Origin of the sequence: Neisseria sp. HMSC068C12, assembly GCF_001814095.1 — a bacterium.
In the GTDB taxonomy this organism is placed as follows: domain Bacteria; phylum Pseudomonadota; class Gammaproteobacteria; order Burkholderiales; family Neisseriaceae; genus Neisseria; species Neisseria perflava.
On record NZ_KV814801.1, the window covers coordinates 259,950 to 279,205 of the forward strand.

The window sequence follows — 19,256 nt, forward strand, 5'->3', positions numbered from 1 at the left end:
AAGGCCGTCTGAAAAGATGTTTCAGACGGCCTTTGTGTTGGAAGCCGATTAGAACGGACGTACTTCCAAACCGAACATACGGCGAGCGGTGTTCAGCATTTGGCAGCTGAAGCCCCACTCGTTGTCGTACCATGCGAACACTTTAACCATTTTGCCTGCGGTGACTTTAGTCAGCGTAGAGTCAAATGTGCTGGCTTGGGTAGTGTGGTTGAAGTCCATGGAAACCAGCGGCAGGGTATTGTAGGCCAATACGCCTTTCAGACGGCCTTCTTCGGAAGCGGCTTTCATCAGCGCGTTGATTTCTTCGGCGGAAGTGTCGCGACCTGCTTGGAAGCTCAGGTCAACCAGGGAAACGTTGACGGTCGGTACGCGGATGGCGAGGCCGTCGAGTTTGCCTTTCAGGTCCGGCAATACCAAACCGACGGCTTTGGCAGCACCGGTTTTGGTCGGAATCATGTTTTCCACGCCGCTACGCGCACGGCGCAGGTCTTTGTGGCGTACGTCGGTGACGGTTTGGTCGTTGGTCAGCGCGTGGATGGTGGTCATCACGCCGTTTACGATACCGATGTTTTCGTTCAATACTTTGGCAACAGGTGCCAGGCAGTTGGTGGTACAAGACGCGTTGGAGATAACGGTCATGTCGTCGGTAATCACGTCGTCGTTTACGCCGTAAACGATGGTTGCGTCAACGTCATCGCCGCCGGGAGCGGAAATCAGCACTTTTTTCGCGCCGCTTTCCAAGTGGATTTTGGCTTTCTCTTTGCTGGTGAACGCGCCGGTACATTCCATTACCAAGTCAACGCCCAATTCGCCCCATGGCAATTCGGCTGGGTTGCGGGTGGAGAAGTAAGGGATTTTTTTACCGTCGATGATGAGGTGTTTTTCATCATGGGAAACATCGGCGTCAAAGCGGCCGTGAACAGTGTCGAATTTGGTCAGGTGAGCATTGGTCTCGATGCTGCCGCTGGCATTGATGGCAACGATGTCGAGTTGGTCTTGCAGTTTGTAGTCGAAAATAGCGCGCACTACTTGGCGGCCGATGCGGCCGTAACCGTTGATGGCAACTTTGATACCCATGGCTTTTCCTCTTCTTTTGGGTTTGGGTTGTGGATTGAATGGCGGCAATTATAGCAAAAATGTAGTGCTGTGTAATTAATGTTTTATTGAAATTTTTTGGTTTGATTATTTTTAATTGTGGATAATTAGAGTAGAAATGCAGGTTTAAATTTAATGTTATTTAATATTTTTTGAAATTTTATTTTTATTAATTCCATTTTTTGGTGTTTTGTGTCCGTTTTAAATCACGGTAATGAAGGAAACGGGAAAAGGTGGATTGTTTTTGTTTATATTAAACGGAATTTTGGGACGGTTTCTTGATTACAACATGCAACAGTGAAATTTTCAGACGGCCCGGATTGGACGGAAGGAAAACAGGCCGTCTGAAACATTTTGATGACGGGGGATTTGAATGCGTTGGGTTGCCGCTTTTCCTTACGGGATAAGGGAAAGGCGGTTTGCGGCGAGGGCGGTTGTCAGTGGGAAGGGGAGGGAAAAACGGGGCTTGGGTGTTGCGTTTGGCTTGTATATAAAGAAGTGTATGAAGATTTTAGTCGTAGTGCATGAAGATTTTCCTTGCGATTTTAATGCAATACTGACTTGCCAACAGTGTTAAATTTTTTTACGATAAGGTCAGATTATGTTTGCATGGCCATAAGCGGTGCATTCTTTAAATACCGGATATTATCCTTGTCCGAATATCTATTTTAACCGGCCGGTTTGTCCGACCTGATTTCTAAATATATACGCGCAAGGCCGGGAGGCCTTGACGACACTCGATTTTTAAGAGGTTCATCGTGTCAAATTCTCAATCCAGCGAACGCGCGACGTTTAGCAGTCGCCGTGCCTTTATGTTTGCCGCCATCGGCTCGGCCGTGGGCTTAGGCAACATTTGGCGTTTCCCTTACATCGCCTTCGACAACGGCGGCGGTGCTTTCGTCCTCCCTTATTTGGTTGCGCTGTTGACGGCGGGTATTCCACTGTTGCTGCTCGACTATGCCATCGGCCACCGTTACCGCGGTTCGCCTCCTTTGGCCTTCCGCCGCCTCGGCCGTTGGTTTGAGCCGGTGGGTTGGTGGAACTTTCTGACCAACGTCATCATCTGTATCTACTACGCCGTGATTGTCGGCTGGGCGGCAAGCTATGCCTATTATTCTTTGACTTCGGCATGGGGTACGGATCCGCAGACCTTCTTCTTCAAAGACTTCCTGCAAATGGCCGATGCCAAAGACTTGGGCTTGGATTTTGTCGGCAAAGTTGCCGGTCCGTTGATTGCCGTGTGGGTGTTTACGCTGGCGATTATGGCTTTGGGCGTGCAAAAAGGTGTGGCCGGTGCGTCCACATTCTTCATGCCTTTGTTGGTGGTAATGTTTGTCATCATGGTGGGCATTGCGCTGACTCTGCCGGGTGCGGCAAAAGGTTTGGACGCTTTGTTTACGCCTGACTGGAGCCGCTTGGCGGATCCGAAAGTCTGGGTAGCCGCATATGGTCAGATCTTCTTCTCGCTCTCCATCTGCTTCGGCATCATGATTACTTATTCTTCTTACCTGAAGAAAAAAACCGACTTGGGCGGCACCGGCTTGGTTGTCGGCTTTGCCAACAGCAGCTTTGAGTTGCTCGCCGGTATCGGCGTATTTGCCGCATTGGGCTTTATGGCTCAAGCCGCAGGCAAAGAAGTCAGCGAAGTGGCATCCAACGGTATCGGCTTGGCGTTTATCGCGTTCCCGACCATCATCAACCAAGCGCCGATGGGCGCGTTGATCGGCGTGTTGTTCTTCGGCTCGCTGGTGTTTGCCGGTGTAACTTCTATGATTTCCATCGTTGAAGTAATTGTGGCTGCAATTCAAGACAAAATGAACATCGGACGTGTCAGCGCAACGTTGATTGCTGGCGTTCCCATGGCGATTATTTCCACCTTGCTGTTCGGTACGACCACCGGCCTGCCTGTGTTGGACGTATTGGACAAATTCATCAATACTTATGGCATTGTGGCTTCCGGTTTTGTTTACGTTTTGGCGATTGTCTTGTTGAACAAGCTGCCGGAACTGCGTAACCACTTGAACGCGCTGTCTTCCATCCGTGTCGGCAAAGTGTGGACAGCCAGCGTGGTGGTTACCGTCGCCATGCTCGGCTATATGCTTTATCAGGATACTGCCGGCCTCCTAAAAGAGAATTACAGCGGCTATCCTGACAGCTTCCTCAATATCTTTGGTTGGGGCATGGTGGGCGCCATCCTCGTATTGTCGGTCTTGCTGTCATTCTTGCCGTGGGAACACGGTCAGGGCTTCAACGTCAAAGACGAACATGAACACGAACGTGAAGGAGACGAATAATGAGTACTTCAGCCATTATTATGATGCTTGTCGCATTGATCGTCATTTGGGGCGGATTCATCGTCTCCGTCCTGCGCCTGCCTAAAGAATAAGGTTTGAGCAAATGAAAAGGCCGTCTGAAAGTCATTTTTCAGACGGCCTTTTTGTTACATAGCAAGGGACGGAAGAGGGGGAATCATCTTGGTGGACGGCATGTGCGAGATTTTTAATAATGGATGACCGGGTATGATGTATAAATTATATCTATTTGTTTTAAAAAGATTTAAATACGATTATCGTGTTAATAAACCGTTGTTCCCTTCAATCTTTGCCCGCTGTTTTCTTTGTTCTAGAATAGAGTCCGCAATGCCTTTTATGAGGCATTAGGTACAGTATCCGTTTATTTGTTAAGGAGAATTTCATGGCTAAAGTACATCAACCAAGTAAAGAAAGTGATTCTGAAGATTTTGTTATCCGCCTCGATCCGCGCGAGTGGGACGGTACTTTTTCAGGAGAAGGCAAAGGGCCTAATGATGGCTATGACGATGATCATATCATCCGCCTTGATCCGCGTGAGTGGGAAGGTTTTGAGCCTGCACAGCCGGCCGCGAAGCCGATATTGGAATCCAAAGCTTTCGATGGAGATGAGCTTTTGAGCCGTGAGTTTGGTGAGGCTGATCCTCTTGATTCTTCTGCTGGTCTTTCCTCAGACAATGCGACCTATTCAAACAATGGTACAGGTTCATCTGCGTTGGATACCATTCATGATTTAGCAGAGGCTTCTATTTTCAAACTGTAATCGTTCCATAATATAAAAGGCCGTCTGAAACCGATATGTGTTTCAGACGGCCTTTTTGTGTATGGTCATCGGGACGAAGCCTAACTCATCATCCAAATTACCAAATGCACCATGGTTGGGCCAAACAATACCATAAACAGTCCGGCCAAAATCATGGTCAGGCTGGCCATTACGCCTTCAGTTTCATGGCGTTGTCCGGCGCGCGATGTGCCGAAGCCGTGGGCGGCATTGCCGAATGCCACGCCGTTGGCGGTACGGAAGCGGATACGGGTGAAGGCTAAAAACAGGTCGCCGAATATCATGCCGACAAAGCCAGTGATGATGGTGAACAGGGAAACGAGCGAGGCTGAACCGTGGATTTCGCTGGCGAGGACGACGGCAAACGGCGTGGAGATGGAGCGCGCCATTAGGCTGTTGGTTACTTCGTTGTTGAAGTGGAACATATGGCTCATGAGGAATGCGCTGACTACGCCGACAAACATGCCCACCATAATGGCGATGGAGAGGATGGGCAGCTGGCGGCGGATGACTTCGCGGTTTTCATAAATGGGGACGGCAAAGGCAACGGTAACCGGAGTGAGCAGGAAGACGATGCCTTGGGTATATTTGTGGTAGGTGTCGTAATTGACGCCGAATGCCAGCAGCAGGAGGATGGTGCTGACGGAGACGGTAACGACGGGGGAGAAAATCATTAAGGGTTTTTTGCGGTGGATTTTTTTGGCAACGACATAGGCAAAGCAAGTCCAGATGAAGCAGGCGAGGGCAGTGTAGTCCATTTTTATTCTCTATTTTTAGGAGTGGAGTTTTTTGTAGAGGCGGCGTTTCCAGCGGTAGCAGAAATCGAGAGTCAGGGCGGTGCTGATCATCACGAGCGCGGTGCCGACGGCGATGGTCAAAATCAGCTGCCAACCTTCGGACATCAGCAGGTCTTGATATTGCAAGACGGAAACCATGATGGGGATGAAGAAAAAGACGAGTTCGCCCAATGCCCATTTTGCGCCGCGATCAACCATGCCCGGGCGGATGATGCCGAGCCCTAAAAGGGCGAGCATGAGGAACAAGCCCAATACGCCTGAAGAAACAGGCAGATGCGTGAAGCGGACGATAAGGTCGGAGACGCCCCATACTGCGCCGATGATGGCAAGCTGCAAGGCCGTCTGAAAAAATCTGGTGAGGGAATCCATGATATGGGTGTGTGTTGAATGAAAGGCTTGATTATAGAAACCTAATTTCTGCATAATATGAATTATTAAACGAATAATCATGCCTTAGAGGAATAATGGATTTCAAAAGCCTGCATTGTTTTGCCGAACTCATCCGCCTGCAAAGTTTTTCGGCCACGGCTTCCGCGTTGAATTTGACGCAGCCGACGGTCAGCAAAATCATCCAGTCTTTGGAAGAAGAATTGGGCGTGCCGCTTTTGTGCAGAGAAAACGGACGCAAAAAGCGGCAGGTGCAGCCGACCGCAATCGGCGAAGAAGTCTATCGCCATGCGTTAAACCTTTTACACGAACGCGATTTGCTGCTGGCCCGCGTTGACGATTACCGCCATGTCAAAAGCGGGACGCTGCGTTTGGGTTTGGCCTTGTTCGGCAGCGATTTGCTCAGTCATGCGCTGTTTGATTTCCACCAAAAATGGCCGGACATAGAATTGTCGTTTTTGGAACAAGGTTCGCTCGCCATCGAGCAATCCCTGCGCAACAACGAACTCGATGCCGGGCAGCTGCTCGCGCCGGTTCACGAAGACTTCGACAGCATCACGTTGTGCGACTATCCGCTGGTGGTCTTGATGCCGAAAAATCGGGCGAGACACGATGCGCTGACGCTCAAAAGCCTGCAACACGAGCCCTTCATCCTTTTTGGTGCAGGCTTTTCCCTCAACGAAACCATTCAGACGGCCTGCCGCAATCAAGGTTTTACGCCCAACGTTGTCTGCCGTACCGGACAATGGAATTTGGTCGCCGACATGGTGGCGCACAATATGGGCATTGCCTTGTTACCCGAATACTATGCCCGAAAAATCAATCCCGATGTCTTTGCCGCCATTCCTTTGGTCGAACCCGAAATCCGCTGGCAGCTCACCATGGCATGGAAGAAACACCAACGCCCGACGCCGGCCTTAAGGGCTTGGTTGGACGTGGTCAGGGAAGCGTTCGGCAGGCGAAACAAATAAAATCAAATCATCAGGCCGTCTGAAAAAAAAGGGTGTCGTTATCACCCGCTTTCAGACGGCCTTTCCCGTTAAAAATGGTAAAACGGCCTAAAAAAGAGTAGAATATGCACCGTTTACAACTCTGCGCCTCTCAGCAGGCTCGAATTATGGACCTTCCCAGTTCGCCTTTGAACTTCCCATCAGACACACAACAACCATAATCATCCCGCCGAAATGCCTCCCCGCGTCCGGCGGGCGGAGCATTTATGAGCATCGAACAAACCCCTCCGAATCTCGACCATACCCCCGACAATGAAGCGGTGGAAGACCGCATTTCTGACGATCGCATCTCTGACGATATCGACCGCATCCACGCCTTATGCGAAATCCTCGAGCCGTCCTTTGAACAAATCGAAGCAGGCGTGCCGATTGAAGACGAAAGCCTGCGTGACAAGTTCACCGAGCTGACCGTCCTCTTGGCCGAGTTGCACCCTGCCGACGTGGCCGCCGTCTTGGAATCCCTGCCGCCGCGCGAGCGTAACATCGTCTGGCTTTTGGTCGCCCCTGAAGACGACGGCGAAGTCTTGCTGGAAGTATCCGACGCCGTACGCGAAACGCTGATCGAGTCCATGGACAAAGACGAGCTGTTGGCCGCCGTCGATGATTTGGACGCAGACGAATTGGCAGAACTGGCAGACGACCTGCCGCACCAAGTGGTGTACGAAGCGCTGCAAACGCGTGATGAAGAAGAACGCGAGCAGGTCAAAGCGGCGATGTCTTACGAAGATAACCAAGTCGGCGCGATTATGGACTTTGAATTGGTCAGCATCCGCGCCGATGTGGCGTGTGAAGTCGTGTTGCGCTACTTGCGCCGTTTCGACAGCCTGCCCGACCATACCGACAAGATTTTCGTGGTTGATGAAAACGACGTGTTGCAAGGCGTGCTGCCCATCCGCAAACTCTTGGTCGCCGACCCCGAAGACATGGTGGCGGACGTGATGGCCACCGATGTCGTGCGCTTCCGTCCCGAAGACGACGTGGAAGAAGCGGCACAGGCGTTTGAACGTTATGACTTGGTCACCGCGCCGGTTGTCGATGAAAACAAAAAGCTGATCGGCAGGATCACCATTGACGAAATGGTGGACGTGATCCGTGAAGAATCCGAAGCCGACATGTTTAACATGGCCGGTTTGCAAGAAGAAGAGGACTTGTTCGCCCCGATTTGGGACTCGGTGAAAAACCGCTGGATGTGGCTTGCCATCAACCTGTGTACCGCCTTTATCGCCAGCCGCGTAATTGGCGCATTTGAAGGCAGTATCGAGAAAATCGTCGCACTGGCTGCGCTGATGCCCATCGTCGCCGGCATCGGCGGCAACTCCGGCAACCAAACCATCACCATGATCGTCCGCGCCATGGCAATGGGACAAATGACCAGTACGCAGGCAGGCCGCCTGCTGAAAAAAGAAGTCGGCGTCGCCCTCGTCAACGGCATTATTTGGGGCACGGTAATGGGCGTGATTTCATGGCTGCTCTACGGCAACATCGGCATCGGTTTGGTCATGGTGGCCGCGATGACCTTGAACCTTTTGCTGGCCGCGACCGTCGGCGTCCTCATTCCCGTCATGATGGACAAAGCCGGACGCGACCCGGCATTGGGCAGCTCGGTGCTGATTACCGCGGTTACCGACTCCGGCGGCTTCCTGATTTTCTTGGGATTAGCAACCATGTTCCTGTTGTAATAGGAAAAAAAAGACGTGTTCGATACGTCCTTTTCAAACCGTTTAAAAGGCCGTCTGAAATTTCAATTTTCAGACGGCCTTTGCTGTTTTTTAAAGCTTTACATCATGAGGGCGTTTAGTTTTGGGGCTGACGTAGATTAGCCCCTTGTTTAAAGCGAAGTCAGAAAAGTCAGAAATCCCAATATCACGCCGACTGCGTTGGGTATAATCAGAATCCAGTCTTTCCGGGGTTCTTTGCTCCAACCGTACAAAACCCAAATCAGACAGGATACTGCTGCAAACAGGGGTTGCCACGGCTGCGCCTTTGCCCCTTGCATATTGGCGATAATTTGGGGGATATAGGCGACAAATACGAAAATACCTATTGCCGCTCCTATGCTGCCGACAACGGTATTGAATTTTGCTTTGCTTATCATGCTGGTAAGTCTCCTTTTAATATGAAAATCGAGGCGGTAGATAATATGGGCAGGCTGACTCAGCCGAGGGAACAGCCGCAGCCGCAATGATGTTCGTGGCCTTGGCCATGTTCGTCCGAATCTTCGGCAAGCAGGGCTTCGTAGTCGCCGCTTTCAATCAGGCTGACCAGTTCTGCCGGACTTTCCGCGCCTTCTACCTAGTCGCAGGATAAATAACTCTATTCTACCGCAAAATATGTATGTCATCATCCATCATTTGGCCTTGGCTGCCGATGAGGTTTTCGAGGGCTCTGTCGAGCTGGACGAAAGCTATTTCGGCGGACAGCGTAAAGGCAGACGTGGTCGAGGTGCGGCAGGAAAAGTGGTTGTCTTCGGCATTCTGAAACGCAACGGACGGGTCTATACCGTTGTGGTGGATAATGCCAAGTCTGAAACGTTATTCCCTGTCATCAAAAAGAAAATCATGCCGGACAGCATTGTTTACACGGATAGCCTGAGCAGCTATGATAAGTTGGACGTGAGCGGTTTTATCCATTACCGCATCAACCATTCCAAGGAATTTGTCGACCGTCAGAACCACATTAACGGCATTGAGAATTTTTGGAATCAGGCAAAACGTGTCTTGCGAAAATACAACGGAATCGATCGCAAATCTTTCCCGTTGTTCTTGAAAGAATGCGAATTTCGATTTAACTTCGGCACACCGTCTCAACAGCTTAAAATCCTGCGAGATTGGTGTGGAATTTAGGGCTAATCTACGTCAGCCCCTTAGTTTTTGATGACGTTTACGGCGTAATGGGCAGTAGTGTTACGGCGGGCTTGGGCGCGCATCATATAGACCTGCACTTTATATTTGCCCGATTGGGTAGCGATACCGTCAAATTTATCGCCTTGTGCCGAACCGTTAAATACGGCTTCATCGTCTTTGGGTGCCCATACGTTGAAATAGGCGTTAGGGCTGCCGGTTTTACTGATGCGCAGGCGGTCGCCCTTGCGTACGGAGAACAAATGCTCGGCGGTTTGATAGCCGGTGATTTTGCCGGAAAAACGCTGCTTGGTTTGTTTGTGTGCCGAAGCTGGTTTTGAAGCTTCCGCTTTAGGCGTGGCGGCATTTGAATAAGTGGTAAACAGTAAGGGAAGGGCGGCTAACAAGAGAAATTTTTTTCATGGGTTGGGTCTCCGAATGTGGGGCGCCAATATGGCACTCATTTTGATAACCCATCAGTATGTTCATATTTTTATAAAGCCAAAGCCGAATAGGGCAATATTCATTTTTTCAATCAGGCCGTCTGAAAACAAATATTATTCAGACGGCCTTTTCTGATAATATAACAACGAATTATTCCTTTCGGAGCCGTTATGACCTTCCCGCCACTCAAATCTCCCCTGAAATTTTACGCCGTTGTTCCCACTGCTGACTGGGTCGAGCGCATGGTCAAAGCAGGTGCCGACACGGTGCAACTGCGCTGTAAAATCCTGCATGGCGACGAGTTGAAACGCGAAATCGAACGTTGCGTCGTAGCCTGTCAAAACAGTGCAACCCAGCTTTTCATCAACGACCACTGGCGCGAAGCGATTGCCGCAGGTGCATACGGCGTGCATCTCGGGCAGGAAGACATGGACACTGCCGACCTAGCCGCGATTGAAGCTGCCGGTTTGCGCTTGGGCTTGAGTACGCACTCTGTTGCCGAACTCGATCGCGCCTTGTCCGTACAACCTAGCTACGTCGCCAGCGGCGCGATTTTTCCGACCACGACCAAACAAATGCCCACCGCCCCGCAAGGCTTGGAGAAACTGCGCGAATATGTGAAACAGGCTCGCGGCATACCCGTCGTCGCCATCGGCGGCATCGATTTGAACAACGCTGAAGATGTACTTGCCACCGGCGTTTCCTCCCTCGCCGTCGTCCGCGCCGTTACCGAAGCGGAAAATCCCGAAGCCGTGGTTAAAGCGTTTCAGGCTTTGTGGGATGAATAAGGCCGTCTGAAAATAAGAAGTCTGACAAGAGGAGCAGCATTATGAAGATTATATTAAACAATGAAGCCATCACATTAAACGGCACAACCGTTGCCGACCTTATCGCCCAAACCGCGCCGCAGAAACCGTTTGCCGTTGCCGTCAATACCCAGTTTGTCGCCAAAGGCGCGTATGCGGAAACGGTTTTAAACGAAAACGACAAAGTGGACATTGTGCGCCCCGTAGTCGGCGGATAAGCGGTTTTACTGCGTGTATAGCTGCGCTATTGGTTTAATGCTGAGAAAAGGAAAAGAAATGTTTATCGTATCGTTGGAATATATTAAAGACTTGGCTGCGGTTGAAACCTACCTGTCCGAGCATATTGCGTATCTTGAACGGTATTATCAAGCAGGTGTATTTGTGATGTCTGGACGCAAACAGCCGCGGACAGGCGGCATTATCCTGATGAAAGCATCAGGCAGGGAACAGGTGGAAAAGTTAATTGCAGAAGACCCATTTCACCGAGAAGGCGTAGCGAAATACACAATTACCGAGTTTATTCCGACTAAGGTCGCGGAAGGACTTGAAAACTATTTGGAAACTATCTGAACCGATTTTTCAGAAGGCTATCGCCCCAAAAATAATATTACAAAGGAATCCATCATGTTTACCCTATATGGAGAAACTTTCCCTTCACGGCTGCTACTCGGTACGGCTGCTTATCCGACGCCGGAAATCCTCAAGCAGTCTGTTCAAATCGCGCAACCGGCGATGATTACCGTTTCATTGCGCCGCGCCGGCAGCGGCGGCGAAGCGCACGGGCAGGGTTTTTGGTCGTTGTTGGAAGAAATGGGTGTGCCTGTGTTGCCCAATACCGCAGGCTGTCAAAGCGTACAGGAAGCTGTGACCACTGCGCAAATGGCGCGCGAAGTGTTTGATACCGATTGGATTAAGCTCGAACTTATCGGCGATGATGACACGTTGCAGCCCGACGTGTTCCAACTGGTCGAGGCGACGGAAATCCTGATTAAAGACGGCTTCAAAGTACTGCCTTATTGCACCGAAGACCTGATTGCCTGCCGCCGACTGCTCGACGCAGGCTGTCAGGCGTTGATGCCGTGGGCGGCGCCGATTGGCACGGGACTGGGCACGGTTCATGCTTATGCGCTGAAAGTCCTGCGCGAACGTCTGCCCAACACGCCGTTGATTATCGATGCGGGGTTGGGTTTGCCTTCGCAGGCGGCGCAAGTGATGGAATGGGGTTTTGACGGCGTGTTATTGAATACCGCCGTTTCCCGAAGTGGCGATCCGGTCAATATGGCACGCGCTTTTGCGCTTGCGGTCGAGTCGGGCCGTCTGGCTTATGAGGCGGAACCTGTGGAGGCGCGTGAGAAAGCGCGCGCCAGTACGCCGACGGTGGGTCAGCCTTTCTGGCATTCGGCGGAATATTGAAAAACATTAGGGCGTGTCGAACACGCCCTTTTTTGTTGGTGAAAAACCTGATTTCAGGTTGAACAGAATGTTCAGACGGCCTTGGCCAAAAGCTGTTTCAATGGCTTTAAGATTTGCCATGCCTGCGCTTTGAGTTGCGGCTGCATCAGCAGGCGGGCGGGGTGGGGAATGACGAAATGCGGCCGCTCTGCGCACAATTCGTTCATCAGCCCGATCATGTCGGGGCTGTCGAAGATTTTGCCGAGGAACAATACTGCGCGCGCTTGCGAAGCGGTCAGCTCGTTTTGCATTTCGGCAAGCTCGGAGCGGATGTGTTCGGCATCGGGCAGGGCAGTGAATACGGGCGCGGTTTTGACCCATGCGGTTTTGTGCGCCTGCTCGGGCTTGAGGCCGATGGCGGCGAGGATGTTGTCGAGAAGCGTGCCGACATCGCCGCTAAACAGTGTACCGTGCAGGCTGTCTTCGGTGGACGGGCAAATGCTGACCACCATGATTTCAGACGGCCTGATGGTTACGTCAAGGCGGGGCAGATTGTCTGAATGCGCGGCTTTTTCTGTTTTTGTCGGTGTTTCGGCAATGGCTTTGGGTGCTGCTTCGGGAGCGCGGACAGCCGGTTTGGCCGCTTGCGCAGTAGCGATGGCGGCAGTGCGTGCCTGATGGGCACCTGCGGATAAAGTGCGCACGGTTTGCGCGGTATCGGCAGCAATGGTTTTGGGGCGGACGGGTGCGGCTGATGTTGCGGTTTGAGGCGCGGCATGGATGATTTTGGCGTTTCGGTTCAGCCACATCGGGCCCAAGCCCAAGGCTTCGTGCAGGTGCAGATAGCGGCTGCTTAACATGATTTCTCCATCAATACGGCATCTTCGCTGCCACCGTCGGGCAGGGCGTAGTAGTTTTTGCGGCGACCGCAGGTTTGGAAGCCGTGTTTGCGGTAGAGCTGTTGCGCGGTTTCATTGCTTGCGCGGACTTCGAGCAGCAATCGGGTTGCGTCTTGCTGTTGCACTGCGTTTTGCCAGTGTTGTAGCAGGGCGGATGCAATGCCTTGTCGGCGGTATTCTGGCGCAACGGCAATCAGGTGCAGCTCGGATTCGTCAAACACGGTTTGCCACACGATAAAGCCGGTAATTTGGTGGTTGGTCTGGCTGAGCCAAACGCTGTCGGGATGGTGTTGAACCGCCGACTCAAACTGTTGCGCCGTCCACGACGAGGGATTGCCTTGTGCGTCGATGGCGGCAAGGGTGGGGCAGTCGGCAAGTACGGCTGGGCGCAGGTTCACGGTTTGGCCTTTTGTTGGGCTTGCTCTTGCGCGGTCAGGGCAATTTTGTTGCGGACGTAGAGCAACTCGGCGTGTGCCGCGTCAGTAGCAATATAGCGGCCGCTACGGGCAAGTTTAAGATAGTCGGCGGCGGTCGGCATATCGGCTTGACCGTCAAAAGGCGGTTTGTCGGCGAGGGCAAAGGCATTACCGATGCCGCCGCTAGGCGTTTGGCCTTCGGGCGCGGCAATGGCGGAGGCTTTGCCAACCGTGTAATCGCTCAAGCGGACGTGGTTTTGCGTATCAAACCATGCGTAGAACACTTCGCCCATACGCGCATCTGTGGCTGCCAGTACACAGCTTGATGGTGGCAACAGCGAAGCGGCGGCATCGAGGCAGGGAATGCCGATCATGGGCGTGTCAAACGGCGTGGCCAAACCTTGTGCAACCGCCGCGCCGATACGCAGGCCGGTAAATGCGCCGGGGCCCTGTGCATAAACGATGCAGCCCAAATCGGCGGCCGTGATGCCTGCTTCTTTAAAGAGGCGCTCGATTTGCGGCAGGATTTGTTCGGATTGCTTGGTGCCGACGTTTTCATGAAACAGGCGGATTTCGCCTTGATGTTCCAATGCGATGGACAAAAAGGATGTGCTGGTGTCGATAGCAAGAGTCGGGCGGTTGTCGGTTGGCATGATGTTATTTTTTAGAAGGATATGGATTGCCATTATAGTGGAACGGCGAGGGGGAACAAAGCATTCGGGCGGCGCTTGGGTAAAAACGCCGTTTGCCGCAAAGCTATTCGATAAGTGAACCAAGGTTTCAGGCCGTTTGAAAACGTTTCAGACGGCCTTGTTTTATTTGTCGAGTTTCAATAAAGGCGAACCTGCTTTTTCAACGGCGCGGCGGTAGGCTTCATGCGCTTCGATGCGCTGCAAATAGGCACGGATATTGGGGTAGTCGGCAAAATCGAAGCGGTCGGCCGCGGCTTGCAGCGGATAGCTCATCATGATGTCGGCACCGCTAAGGCTGTTGCCGACCAACCATTCGCGGTTTTCCAACTCGCTGTTGATGTGGGCAAGATGCAGGGCGGCTTGCGGATGGATAAAGCTGCTTTTGACGCTACTGCTGATTTTGCGGGCAATCGGTTTGACGAAAAACGGCATGGGCGCGCTTTCAATCCGGCGGAACACCAGTCCGAGCAGCAATAACGGCATCAGCGAACCTTCGGCATAATGCAGCCAGCGTTGATATTGCCAGTATTCGCGGCTGCCGCGTTCGGGCATCAGACGACCGTTGCCGTAGGTTTGAATCAGGTAGTCAGTAATCGCGCCGCTTTCCGCCAAGATAAAGCCGTCATCATCCAATAAAGGCGATTTGCCCAAGGGATGGATGGCTTTGAGTTCGTCAGGGGCGAGCAAAGTGTCAGGATGACGGCAGTAGGTTTGCAGGCGGTAGGGCGTACCGAGGATTTCAAGCAGCCAAACAATGCGCAGGGCGCGGGATTGCTCGAGAGAATGTAGGGTAATCATGAGGGACTTTAAATATCGGTTTGTTTGAGGTTGTCTATGCTGATTTGGCAGGCATCGGCGTATTTTTGCAGGGTTTTGGCCGGTAGTTTGGCGAATACTTCGGGGCGGAAATGCCGACGAAGCTGCCATTTCCATACACCTGCCGCCATGGCCAAGCCGGTTTCATCATAACGGCAGCGGAACATATGGTAGTACAGCGGAGAATACTCGCCTTTTTCGACGGCTTCGCGCGCGGCCTGTGTTTGGGCATCGAGTTCACACACTGCCATTTCGGTGGCGTAGGCTTCATCCTGCCAACCGTTGCTGGTGGCCGCTTCGTAGTGGCCGTCGCGGGTGCCGTAGATGACTTTGCGGTGGCCGTGGTAGCTGGCGCTGTTGTCTTGAGGGATGTCGTCAATCTTCATTCAGACGGCCTTTACTGCTTCCAAAAGCATGAAACATGTTGAAAAGCGTCCGCTTTCCGGAACGTAACACAGGATTTTTTGGCCGTGTTCGATGGGGAAAGTGCGCATAAATTCTTCAAGGATGATGTAAATCGAGGCCGAACCCGTGTTGCCCTTGCTATGCAGATTGGTAAACCATTTTCCCTGCGGAATGTCGAAGCCGATATTTTTCAGGCCGTCTGAAAGGCGGTCGCGGAAAAAGCCGGAAGAGTAGTGGGGCAGGAACCAATCGATTTCTTCGGCGCGGATGCCGTGTTTGGCGGCGATTTGGGAGAGGGGTTTTTCCACCGTATAGCGGACGATGTTTTCGTTCAACAGTTTGACGTCCTGTTTGACCGCCATCAGGCTGTGGCGGCGGCCGTAATCGGCATCGGCGTGTTTCCAGCCTTCAAATACGCCGTCGCGGAATTCTGCGCCGGCATACATACAAGGTGGCATTTCGTTGGCGTAGGAAAGCAGGTCTATCCAGCGGATTTTCAGGCTGAGGCCGTCTGAATTGGGGCGGTCGGACAGATACACCGCGCCTGCGCCGTCAGACAGCATCCAGCGCAAAAAGTCTTTTTCAAACCCGATTTCGGGGGACGCGTTTTCCAGTTTTTTATGGTCGGTTTCACTTTGGAACACTTCGCCGCGCATGACCGCCGAAGCGTTTTCGGAAGCAACGGAAACCGCATGTGCGTGTTCGCCGGTGCGTACGGCGTTGTAGGCGTGTTTCATCGCCGCCATACCTGCCGCGCATACGCCTGCCATGCTGAACACTTCGCAAGGCGGCATATCCAGCAAACCATGCACCATTACGCCGTGTCCGGGCATGGTTTGGTCGGGATAGGAAGTGGCGCAGGCCAGGCTGCCGATGGCTTCTGCCGCAACGCCTTGGGCAAACAGGCCGTTGACCGCTTCGGCGGCCAATTCGGCATTGGTGTGCGTCGTGCGGCGGCTTTCGGGGTCGATGGCGTAATGGCGCGACAAAATGCCGTTGGAGCGCAAAATCATACGGCGCACGCGTGAAGGCACATCGCCTGCCATGCCGAGGACGGCTTCCATTTCGTCATTGCCGACAGGGGCGTTGGGCAAAAAGGCAGAAACGCGGTTGAGATAAACGTCTTTGAGTGTGTTATTCGATGTCATGATGTGTTTGTCAAAATAATCAACCGATAAACCGCGCCGCGTAGTCGCAGCTTGCAGTCAACGGGATGTGTTGTGTTTCGGCGTATTCCATCAGCGCGTCCACCAGCAGTTTGGCAATGCCGCGATGACGGAAGTTGGGCGAAACCTCGGTATGGTTTACGTCCCAGCCGCCGTTGTGTTCGGTATAGCTGATATAGCCTGCTTCCAAACCGTCAATGTCGATTTGAAAGCGACGGCGTTCGGGGTAGTGGATAACTTCGGGCATGATGGATTCCTGGTTTGAGGCCGTCTGAAAAGTATTATCTGCCTGACGGTTGCGCATAATAGTCCGCCAGCTTTTTCAGACGGCCTTTGAGCAGTGGATGCAGCAGTTTTTTCAAAATTACGCTGACGGGTAAAACTACCAAAATCATTGCCAATAAAAAGACGATGTAGAAGCACAGCAGCGCACGGCGCAAAAGTGGAGAAATACGGCCTGCCGCCATCAAAAGCTTGCCCCAGACGAAGAAGCTGCGGCCGGCGGCGCGTTCGCTGAAAATCAGTTTTTCATTCACTGTCACCGCGCCCATGTTTTGAAACAGGGTTTCGTCCAAAGGCTGTTGGTTTAACAGTGCATCGCGCAATTTCGCACCAAACCGCGCCGCATCCGCCAATTCTTCTTCAGCAATGCCGGCGGAGGGCAGGGAGCGGAAATAGCGTTTGTCGCCGGTCAGCATCCAGGCGGGCGTGGTAATGAAACTGGCCGCGCTGTTGCAGGCATCGATTTTTACGATGTTGCCGATGAGTTTGGCGCCGTTTTGTTTCAGCAAAGATTTCATTTTCTCTTGCGCGCCCAGCCACATATTGCGGCAGCCGATAAGCGTGATGACCGGTTTGCCGTCCAGCAGGCGGTGCGTTTCTTCGCGTTGCAAAAAGGCGGTCATCGGTTGCGAAGGGGAGAGGAACCAAACGGTGTAGGCAATGGCCACCACATCGTAATTTTCGGACGGAATGTGCGGCGGCAGAATCGGGGCGGGTTTTAAATGGACGGTTTCAGGAAAGGTATCGAAAAAACGCCAAAACGGCCACGGAAACGGAAACGCCTGCTCCGGTACGATATTGACGCAATCGACCTGTATGCCGGCTGTTTGCAACGGCGTGGCAAAATTTCGCGCCAGGCTGGAGAGCTGCCCCGTTTGCGAGTAATGCACAATCAGCACTTTTTTCATTATCTTCCCTGCAATGAGTAAGTTATGGTTGGTTTGGACGGTATTATATAGTAAACCGACCGGCCTTGAACTTTATTCATATTCAGTATGTTCGCGAAGGTTTCAGCCGATTTGGATGGAAGCGCCGTATTCTGTCGGAATGGGGCGGTAAAGCGGATTTTTATGCCATGCCAACATGAACAACGGCCGTCTGAAAATTTTCAGACGGCCTTGTGTGGAAATCGGGACGCATGGTCTGGAATGGGATTTGCGCTAAGTATGGCGTGCAAATCGTATAGATAAAAAAATAACCGCTTCAAGGCGGTTGGTGGTGGCCAGAGGCGGAATCGAACCGCCGACACACGGATTTTCAATCCGTTGCTCTACCAACTGAGCTATCTGGCCTTCGCGTGTTTCGTTGCGAGATGTGAATTAAACCAAATTTCGTTGCCTTGTGCAAGCGGTTGTAGGCTTTATTTTTGAGGCGGTAAATTAAGATTTTGTTTTGTATTGAATTATTTTTCGTTTTAATTGGCGGTTTTTAGGTTTGCCGGTTTGATTTTCAGACGGCCTAAGATACAATCGGCTTTTTTGCTTTGGATTTATGCCATGCTGTATGTGTTTGTTCGTGATATGTGGGATGTTTTGCGTTTGCGCTATCGTTCGCCGGAGACGTATTTGTATTCGCCTTTGGTGATGGCGGCGGTGTTGCTGCTGTTGGGTGTGGTGAATGCGGCCAGCATGTCGCCTTTGTTTGGCAGTGGCGCGGCGGCGGTGTGCCTGTCGGTGATTTTGGTGATTGTGAAATGGTTGGTGTTGAGCCGCTCGATGCGCAAGGTGCTGCATTATTACGGTGCGCCCCGGTTGCCTTTGTGGGGCTTTATTTTGGTGTCTGAGGCTTTGCTGCTGCCGCTGTTGCTGGTGTTGTATGTGCCGGCGTTGGCTGCGTTTGCGCTGCTGTGGCAGGCTTGGGTTTTTGTGGTGCAGGTACGCGGTTTGATGTGGATGGGGAATGCGACGGTAGGCCGTGTTTTGGTGGGCTATCTGTTGTATGGTATCGGCGTGCTGTGTGTGGGTACGGTGATTTTGATGCTGTTTATTGCCGCCGGTTGGTTGGACATGGAAACGTTGAATCAAAACCTGCAGGCGTTGACGTCTGCCCGTAAATAATCAATGAAAATTGGAAGGCCGTCTGAAATGTTCGGACGGCCTTTGTTTTATGTGTTTGTTTCGTGGTCTTGCAGGATTTTTTGATAGACGGGGTCGGGGAGGTAGCGGCCTATCATGTCGCGCCAGCCTTGTGGGCCGACCAGGCCTTTGACCATGGTGGAGGATACTTCGGCTATTTCGCGCGGCGGCATCAGGAAGACGGTGGAGATTTCGGGGGCGATGTCGCTGTTGATGTAGCGCATCGAGCGTTCGTATTCGTAGTCGGCGGCGGAACGGATGCCGCGGACGATAAAATTGGCTTTGGCTTCGCGGGCATAATCGACCAAAAAGCGGTTTTCAAACACGCTGATGCGGACATTGGGGAAGGGGTGGGTAATGGCATCGAGCATGGCGCGGCGTTCTTCTATGGTGTAGGTGCTGCGCTTTTCGGGATTGGTGCCGATGGCGACAATGAGTTCGTCAAAGAGGGATTGGGCTTCCTGTATCATCCACAGGTGGCCGAGGGTGGGAGGGTCGAAGCTGCCTGCGTACACTGCACGGCGCGGAGTGGTCGTGGTCATTTTGGGTTGGGAATGGGGTTTGTGTACGTTCAGGATAGGGGAGTTTGCCGGTGATGTCAAAAATCAAAAAGGCCGTCTGAAATTTCAGACGGCCTTTGCGGC

At 52.3% G+C, this 19,256-nt stretch carries 24 protein-coding genes, 1 tRNA gene and 1 pseudogene; 11 read left to right on the top strand and 15 right to left on the bottom strand.

Going from position 1 to position 19,256, the window contains the following annotated elements; translation table 11 throughout:
* Positions 1-48: 48 nt before the first annotated feature.
* On the bottom strand, positions 49-1,077 hold the full coding sequence (gene gap / locus HMPREF2952_RS03215; RefSeq protein ID WP_070695274.1) for a type I glyceraldehyde-3-phosphate dehydrogenase: 1,029 nt from the start codon (positions 1,075-1,077) through the stop codon (positions 49-51).
* 776 nt (positions 1,078-1,853) lie between these two features.
* Between gap and HMPREF2952_RS03225 the strand changes: the two genes are divergently transcribed.
* The 3 genes from HMPREF2952_RS03225 to HMPREF2952_RS03230 all read left to right on the top strand — a co-directional run bounded on the left by HMPREF2952_RS03225 (position 1,854) and on the right by HMPREF2952_RS03230 (position 4,167).
* On the top strand, positions 1,854-3,389 hold the full coding sequence (locus HMPREF2952_RS03225; protein ID WP_083296577.1) for a sodium-dependent transporter: 1,536 nt from the start codon (positions 1,854-1,856) through the stop codon (positions 3,387-3,389).
* A complete protein-coding gene (locus HMPREF2952_RS10885; RefSeq protein ID WP_036472778.1) occupies positions 3,389-3,481 on the top strand; it encodes a methionine/alanine import family NSS transporter small subunit in 93 nt (30 codons plus the stop codon). Before HMPREF2952_RS03225 ends, HMPREF2952_RS10885 begins: the two co-directional genes overlap by 1 nt.
* Before the next feature lie 308 nt (positions 3,482-3,789).
* On the top strand, positions 3,790-4,167 hold the full coding sequence (locus HMPREF2952_RS03230; RefSeq protein WP_004518977.1) for a hypothetical protein: 378 nt from the start codon (positions 3,790-3,792) through the stop codon (positions 4,165-4,167).
* Positions 4,168-4,247: 80 nt separating this feature from the next.
* On the opposite strand, the gene HMPREF2952_RS03235 is transcribed toward HMPREF2952_RS03230, so the two are convergent.
* On the bottom strand, positions 4,248-4,943 hold the full coding sequence (locus tag HMPREF2952_RS03235; RefSeq protein WP_039861867.1) for an LrgB family protein: 696 nt from the start codon (positions 4,941-4,943) through the stop codon (positions 4,248-4,250).
* Positions 4,944-4,958: 15 nt separating this feature from the next.
* Positions 4,959-5,432 (bottom strand): CidA/LrgA family protein, encoded by a 474-nt coding sequence (locus HMPREF2952_RS03240; protein WP_004518974.1) that lies wholly within the window; start codon positions 5,430-5,432, stop codon positions 4,959-4,961.
* A 14-nt stretch (positions 5,433-5,446) separates the two neighbouring features.
* Between HMPREF2952_RS03240 and HMPREF2952_RS03245 the strand changes: the two genes are divergently transcribed.
* Together HMPREF2952_RS03245 and mgtE are read left to right on the top strand one after the other, a co-directional pair.
* Positions 5,447-6,340, top strand: coding sequence for a LysR family transcriptional regulator (locus tag HMPREF2952_RS03245; RefSeq protein ID WP_004518973.1), 894 nt, complete (start codon positions 5,447-5,449; stop codon positions 6,338-6,340).
* 245 nt (positions 6,341-6,585) lie between these two features.
* Complete coding sequence (mgtE, locus tag HMPREF2952_RS03250; RefSeq protein ID WP_004518972.1) at positions 6,586-8,058, top strand: magnesium transporter; 1,473 nt, start codon at positions 6,586-6,588, stop codon at positions 8,056-8,058.
* Positions 8,059-8,207: 149 nt separating this feature from the next.
* On the opposite strand, the gene HMPREF2952_RS03255 is transcribed toward mgtE, so the two are convergent.
* Positions 8,208-8,474, bottom strand: coding sequence for a SemiSWEET family transporter (locus HMPREF2952_RS03255; RefSeq protein WP_004518970.1), 267 nt, complete (start codon positions 8,472-8,474; stop codon positions 8,208-8,210).
* Positions 8,475-8,692: 218 nt separating this feature from the next.
* On the opposite strand from HMPREF2952_RS03255, the pseudogene HMPREF2952_RS03260 reads away from it, so the two are divergent.
* Positions 8,693-9,222: pseudogene (locus HMPREF2952_RS03260) on the top strand (IS1595 family transposase); the annotation flags it as partial.
* A gap of 20 nt (positions 9,223-9,242) precedes the next feature.
* Here HMPREF2952_RS03260 and HMPREF2952_RS03265 read toward each other — a convergent pair.
* The gene (locus tag HMPREF2952_RS03265) at positions 9,243-9,626 is read right to left on the bottom strand and encodes a hypothetical protein (RefSeq protein ID WP_004518967.1); all 384 of its coding nucleotides are present in this window, start codon (positions 9,624-9,626) and stop codon (positions 9,243-9,245) included.
* Positions 9,627-9,833: 207 nt separating this feature from the next.
* Here HMPREF2952_RS03265 and thiE point away from each other — a divergent pair, with 207 nt between their 5' ends.
* The 4 genes from thiE to HMPREF2952_RS03285 are packed head-to-tail and all read left to right on the top strand — an operon-like array spanning position 9,834 to position 11,882.
* Positions 9,834-10,451, top strand: coding sequence for a thiamine phosphate synthase (gene thiE / locus HMPREF2952_RS03270; protein WP_004518966.1), 618 nt, complete (start codon positions 9,834-9,836; stop codon positions 10,449-10,451).
* 41 nt (positions 10,452-10,492) lie between these two features.
* The gene (thiS, locus tag HMPREF2952_RS03275) at positions 10,493-10,687 is read left to right on the top strand and encodes a sulfur carrier protein ThiS (protein WP_004518965.1); all 195 of its coding nucleotides are present in this window, start codon (positions 10,493-10,495) and stop codon (positions 10,685-10,687) included.
* A 58-nt stretch (positions 10,688-10,745) separates the two neighbouring features.
* Entirely contained in the window at positions 10,746-11,039 is a 294-nt protein-coding gene (locus HMPREF2952_RS03280) for a YciI family protein (protein ID WP_039861865.1), read from the top strand.
* Between the two features lie 54 nt (positions 11,040-11,093).
* Positions 11,094-11,882, top strand: coding sequence for a thiazole synthase (locus HMPREF2952_RS03285; RefSeq protein ID WP_070695275.1), 789 nt, complete (start codon positions 11,094-11,096; stop codon positions 11,880-11,882).
* 71 nt (positions 11,883-11,953) lie between these two features.
* Here the strand turns inward: HMPREF2952_RS03285 and HMPREF2952_RS03290 are convergent, their stop codons facing one another.
* The 9 genes from HMPREF2952_RS03290 to HMPREF2952_RS03330 all read right to left on the bottom strand — a co-directional run bounded on the left by HMPREF2952_RS03290 (position 11,954) and on the right by HMPREF2952_RS03330 (position 17,829).
* Positions 11,954-12,721 (bottom strand): uracil-DNA glycosylase family protein, encoded by a 768-nt coding sequence (locus tag HMPREF2952_RS03290; protein WP_004518962.1) that lies wholly within the window; start codon positions 12,719-12,721, stop codon positions 11,954-11,956.
* Complete coding sequence (gene rimI, locus HMPREF2952_RS03295; protein ID WP_004518961.1) at positions 12,715-13,158, bottom strand: ribosomal protein S18-alanine N-acetyltransferase; 444 nt, start codon at positions 13,156-13,158, stop codon at positions 12,715-12,717. The genes HMPREF2952_RS03290 and rimI overlap by 7 nt, the downstream gene beginning before the upstream one ends.
* Complete coding sequence (tsaB, locus tag HMPREF2952_RS03300) at positions 13,155-13,829, bottom strand: tRNA (adenosine(37)-N6)-threonylcarbamoyltransferase complex dimerization subunit type 1 TsaB (protein WP_039861921.1); 675 nt, start codon at positions 13,827-13,829, stop codon at positions 13,155-13,157. The genes rimI and tsaB overlap by 4 nt, the downstream gene beginning before the upstream one ends.
* Before the next feature lie 162 nt (positions 13,830-13,991).
* Positions 13,992-14,666, bottom strand: a complete 675-nt coding sequence (locus HMPREF2952_RS03305; protein ID WP_004518958.1) for a glutathione S-transferase family protein — start codon at positions 14,664-14,666, stop codon at positions 13,992-13,994.
* 8 nt (positions 14,667-14,674) lie between these two features.
* The gene (locus HMPREF2952_RS03310; protein ID WP_004518957.1) at positions 14,675-15,070 is read right to left on the bottom strand and encodes a DarG family dialkylresorcinol biosynthesis protein; all 396 of its coding nucleotides are present in this window, start codon (positions 15,068-15,070) and stop codon (positions 14,675-14,677) included.
* Positions 15,071-16,237, bottom strand: a complete 1,167-nt coding sequence (locus HMPREF2952_RS03315; RefSeq protein WP_049336655.1) for a beta-ketoacyl-ACP synthase III — start codon at positions 16,235-16,237, stop codon at positions 15,071-15,073.
* A gap of 19 nt (positions 16,238-16,256) precedes the next feature.
* On the bottom strand, positions 16,257-16,502 hold the full coding sequence (locus tag HMPREF2952_RS03320) for a GNAT family N-acetyltransferase (RefSeq protein WP_049336668.1): 246 nt from the start codon (positions 16,500-16,502) through the stop codon (positions 16,257-16,259).
* Positions 16,503-16,536: 34 nt separating this feature from the next.
* A complete protein-coding gene (locus HMPREF2952_RS03325; protein ID WP_004518954.1) occupies positions 16,537-17,445 on the bottom strand; it encodes a hypothetical protein in 909 nt (302 codons plus the stop codon).
* Positions 17,446-17,753: 308 nt separating this feature from the next.
* Positions 17,754-17,829 (bottom strand) — tRNA-Phe (locus HMPREF2952_RS03330).
* Positions 17,830-18,033: 204 nt separating this feature from the next.
* On the opposite strand from HMPREF2952_RS03330, the gene HMPREF2952_RS03335 reads away from it, so the two are divergent.
* A complete protein-coding gene (locus HMPREF2952_RS03335; RefSeq protein ID WP_049336656.1) occupies positions 18,034-18,594 on the top strand; it encodes a hypothetical protein in 561 nt (186 codons plus the stop codon).
* A gap of 47 nt (positions 18,595-18,641) precedes the next feature.
* On the opposite strand, the gene coaD is transcribed toward HMPREF2952_RS03335, so the two are convergent.
* On the bottom strand, positions 18,642-19,154 hold the full coding sequence (gene coaD / locus HMPREF2952_RS03340) for a pantetheine-phosphate adenylyltransferase (RefSeq protein ID WP_049345008.1): 513 nt from the start codon (positions 19,152-19,154) through the stop codon (positions 18,642-18,644).
* Positions 19,155-19,256 lie beyond the last annotated feature (102 nt).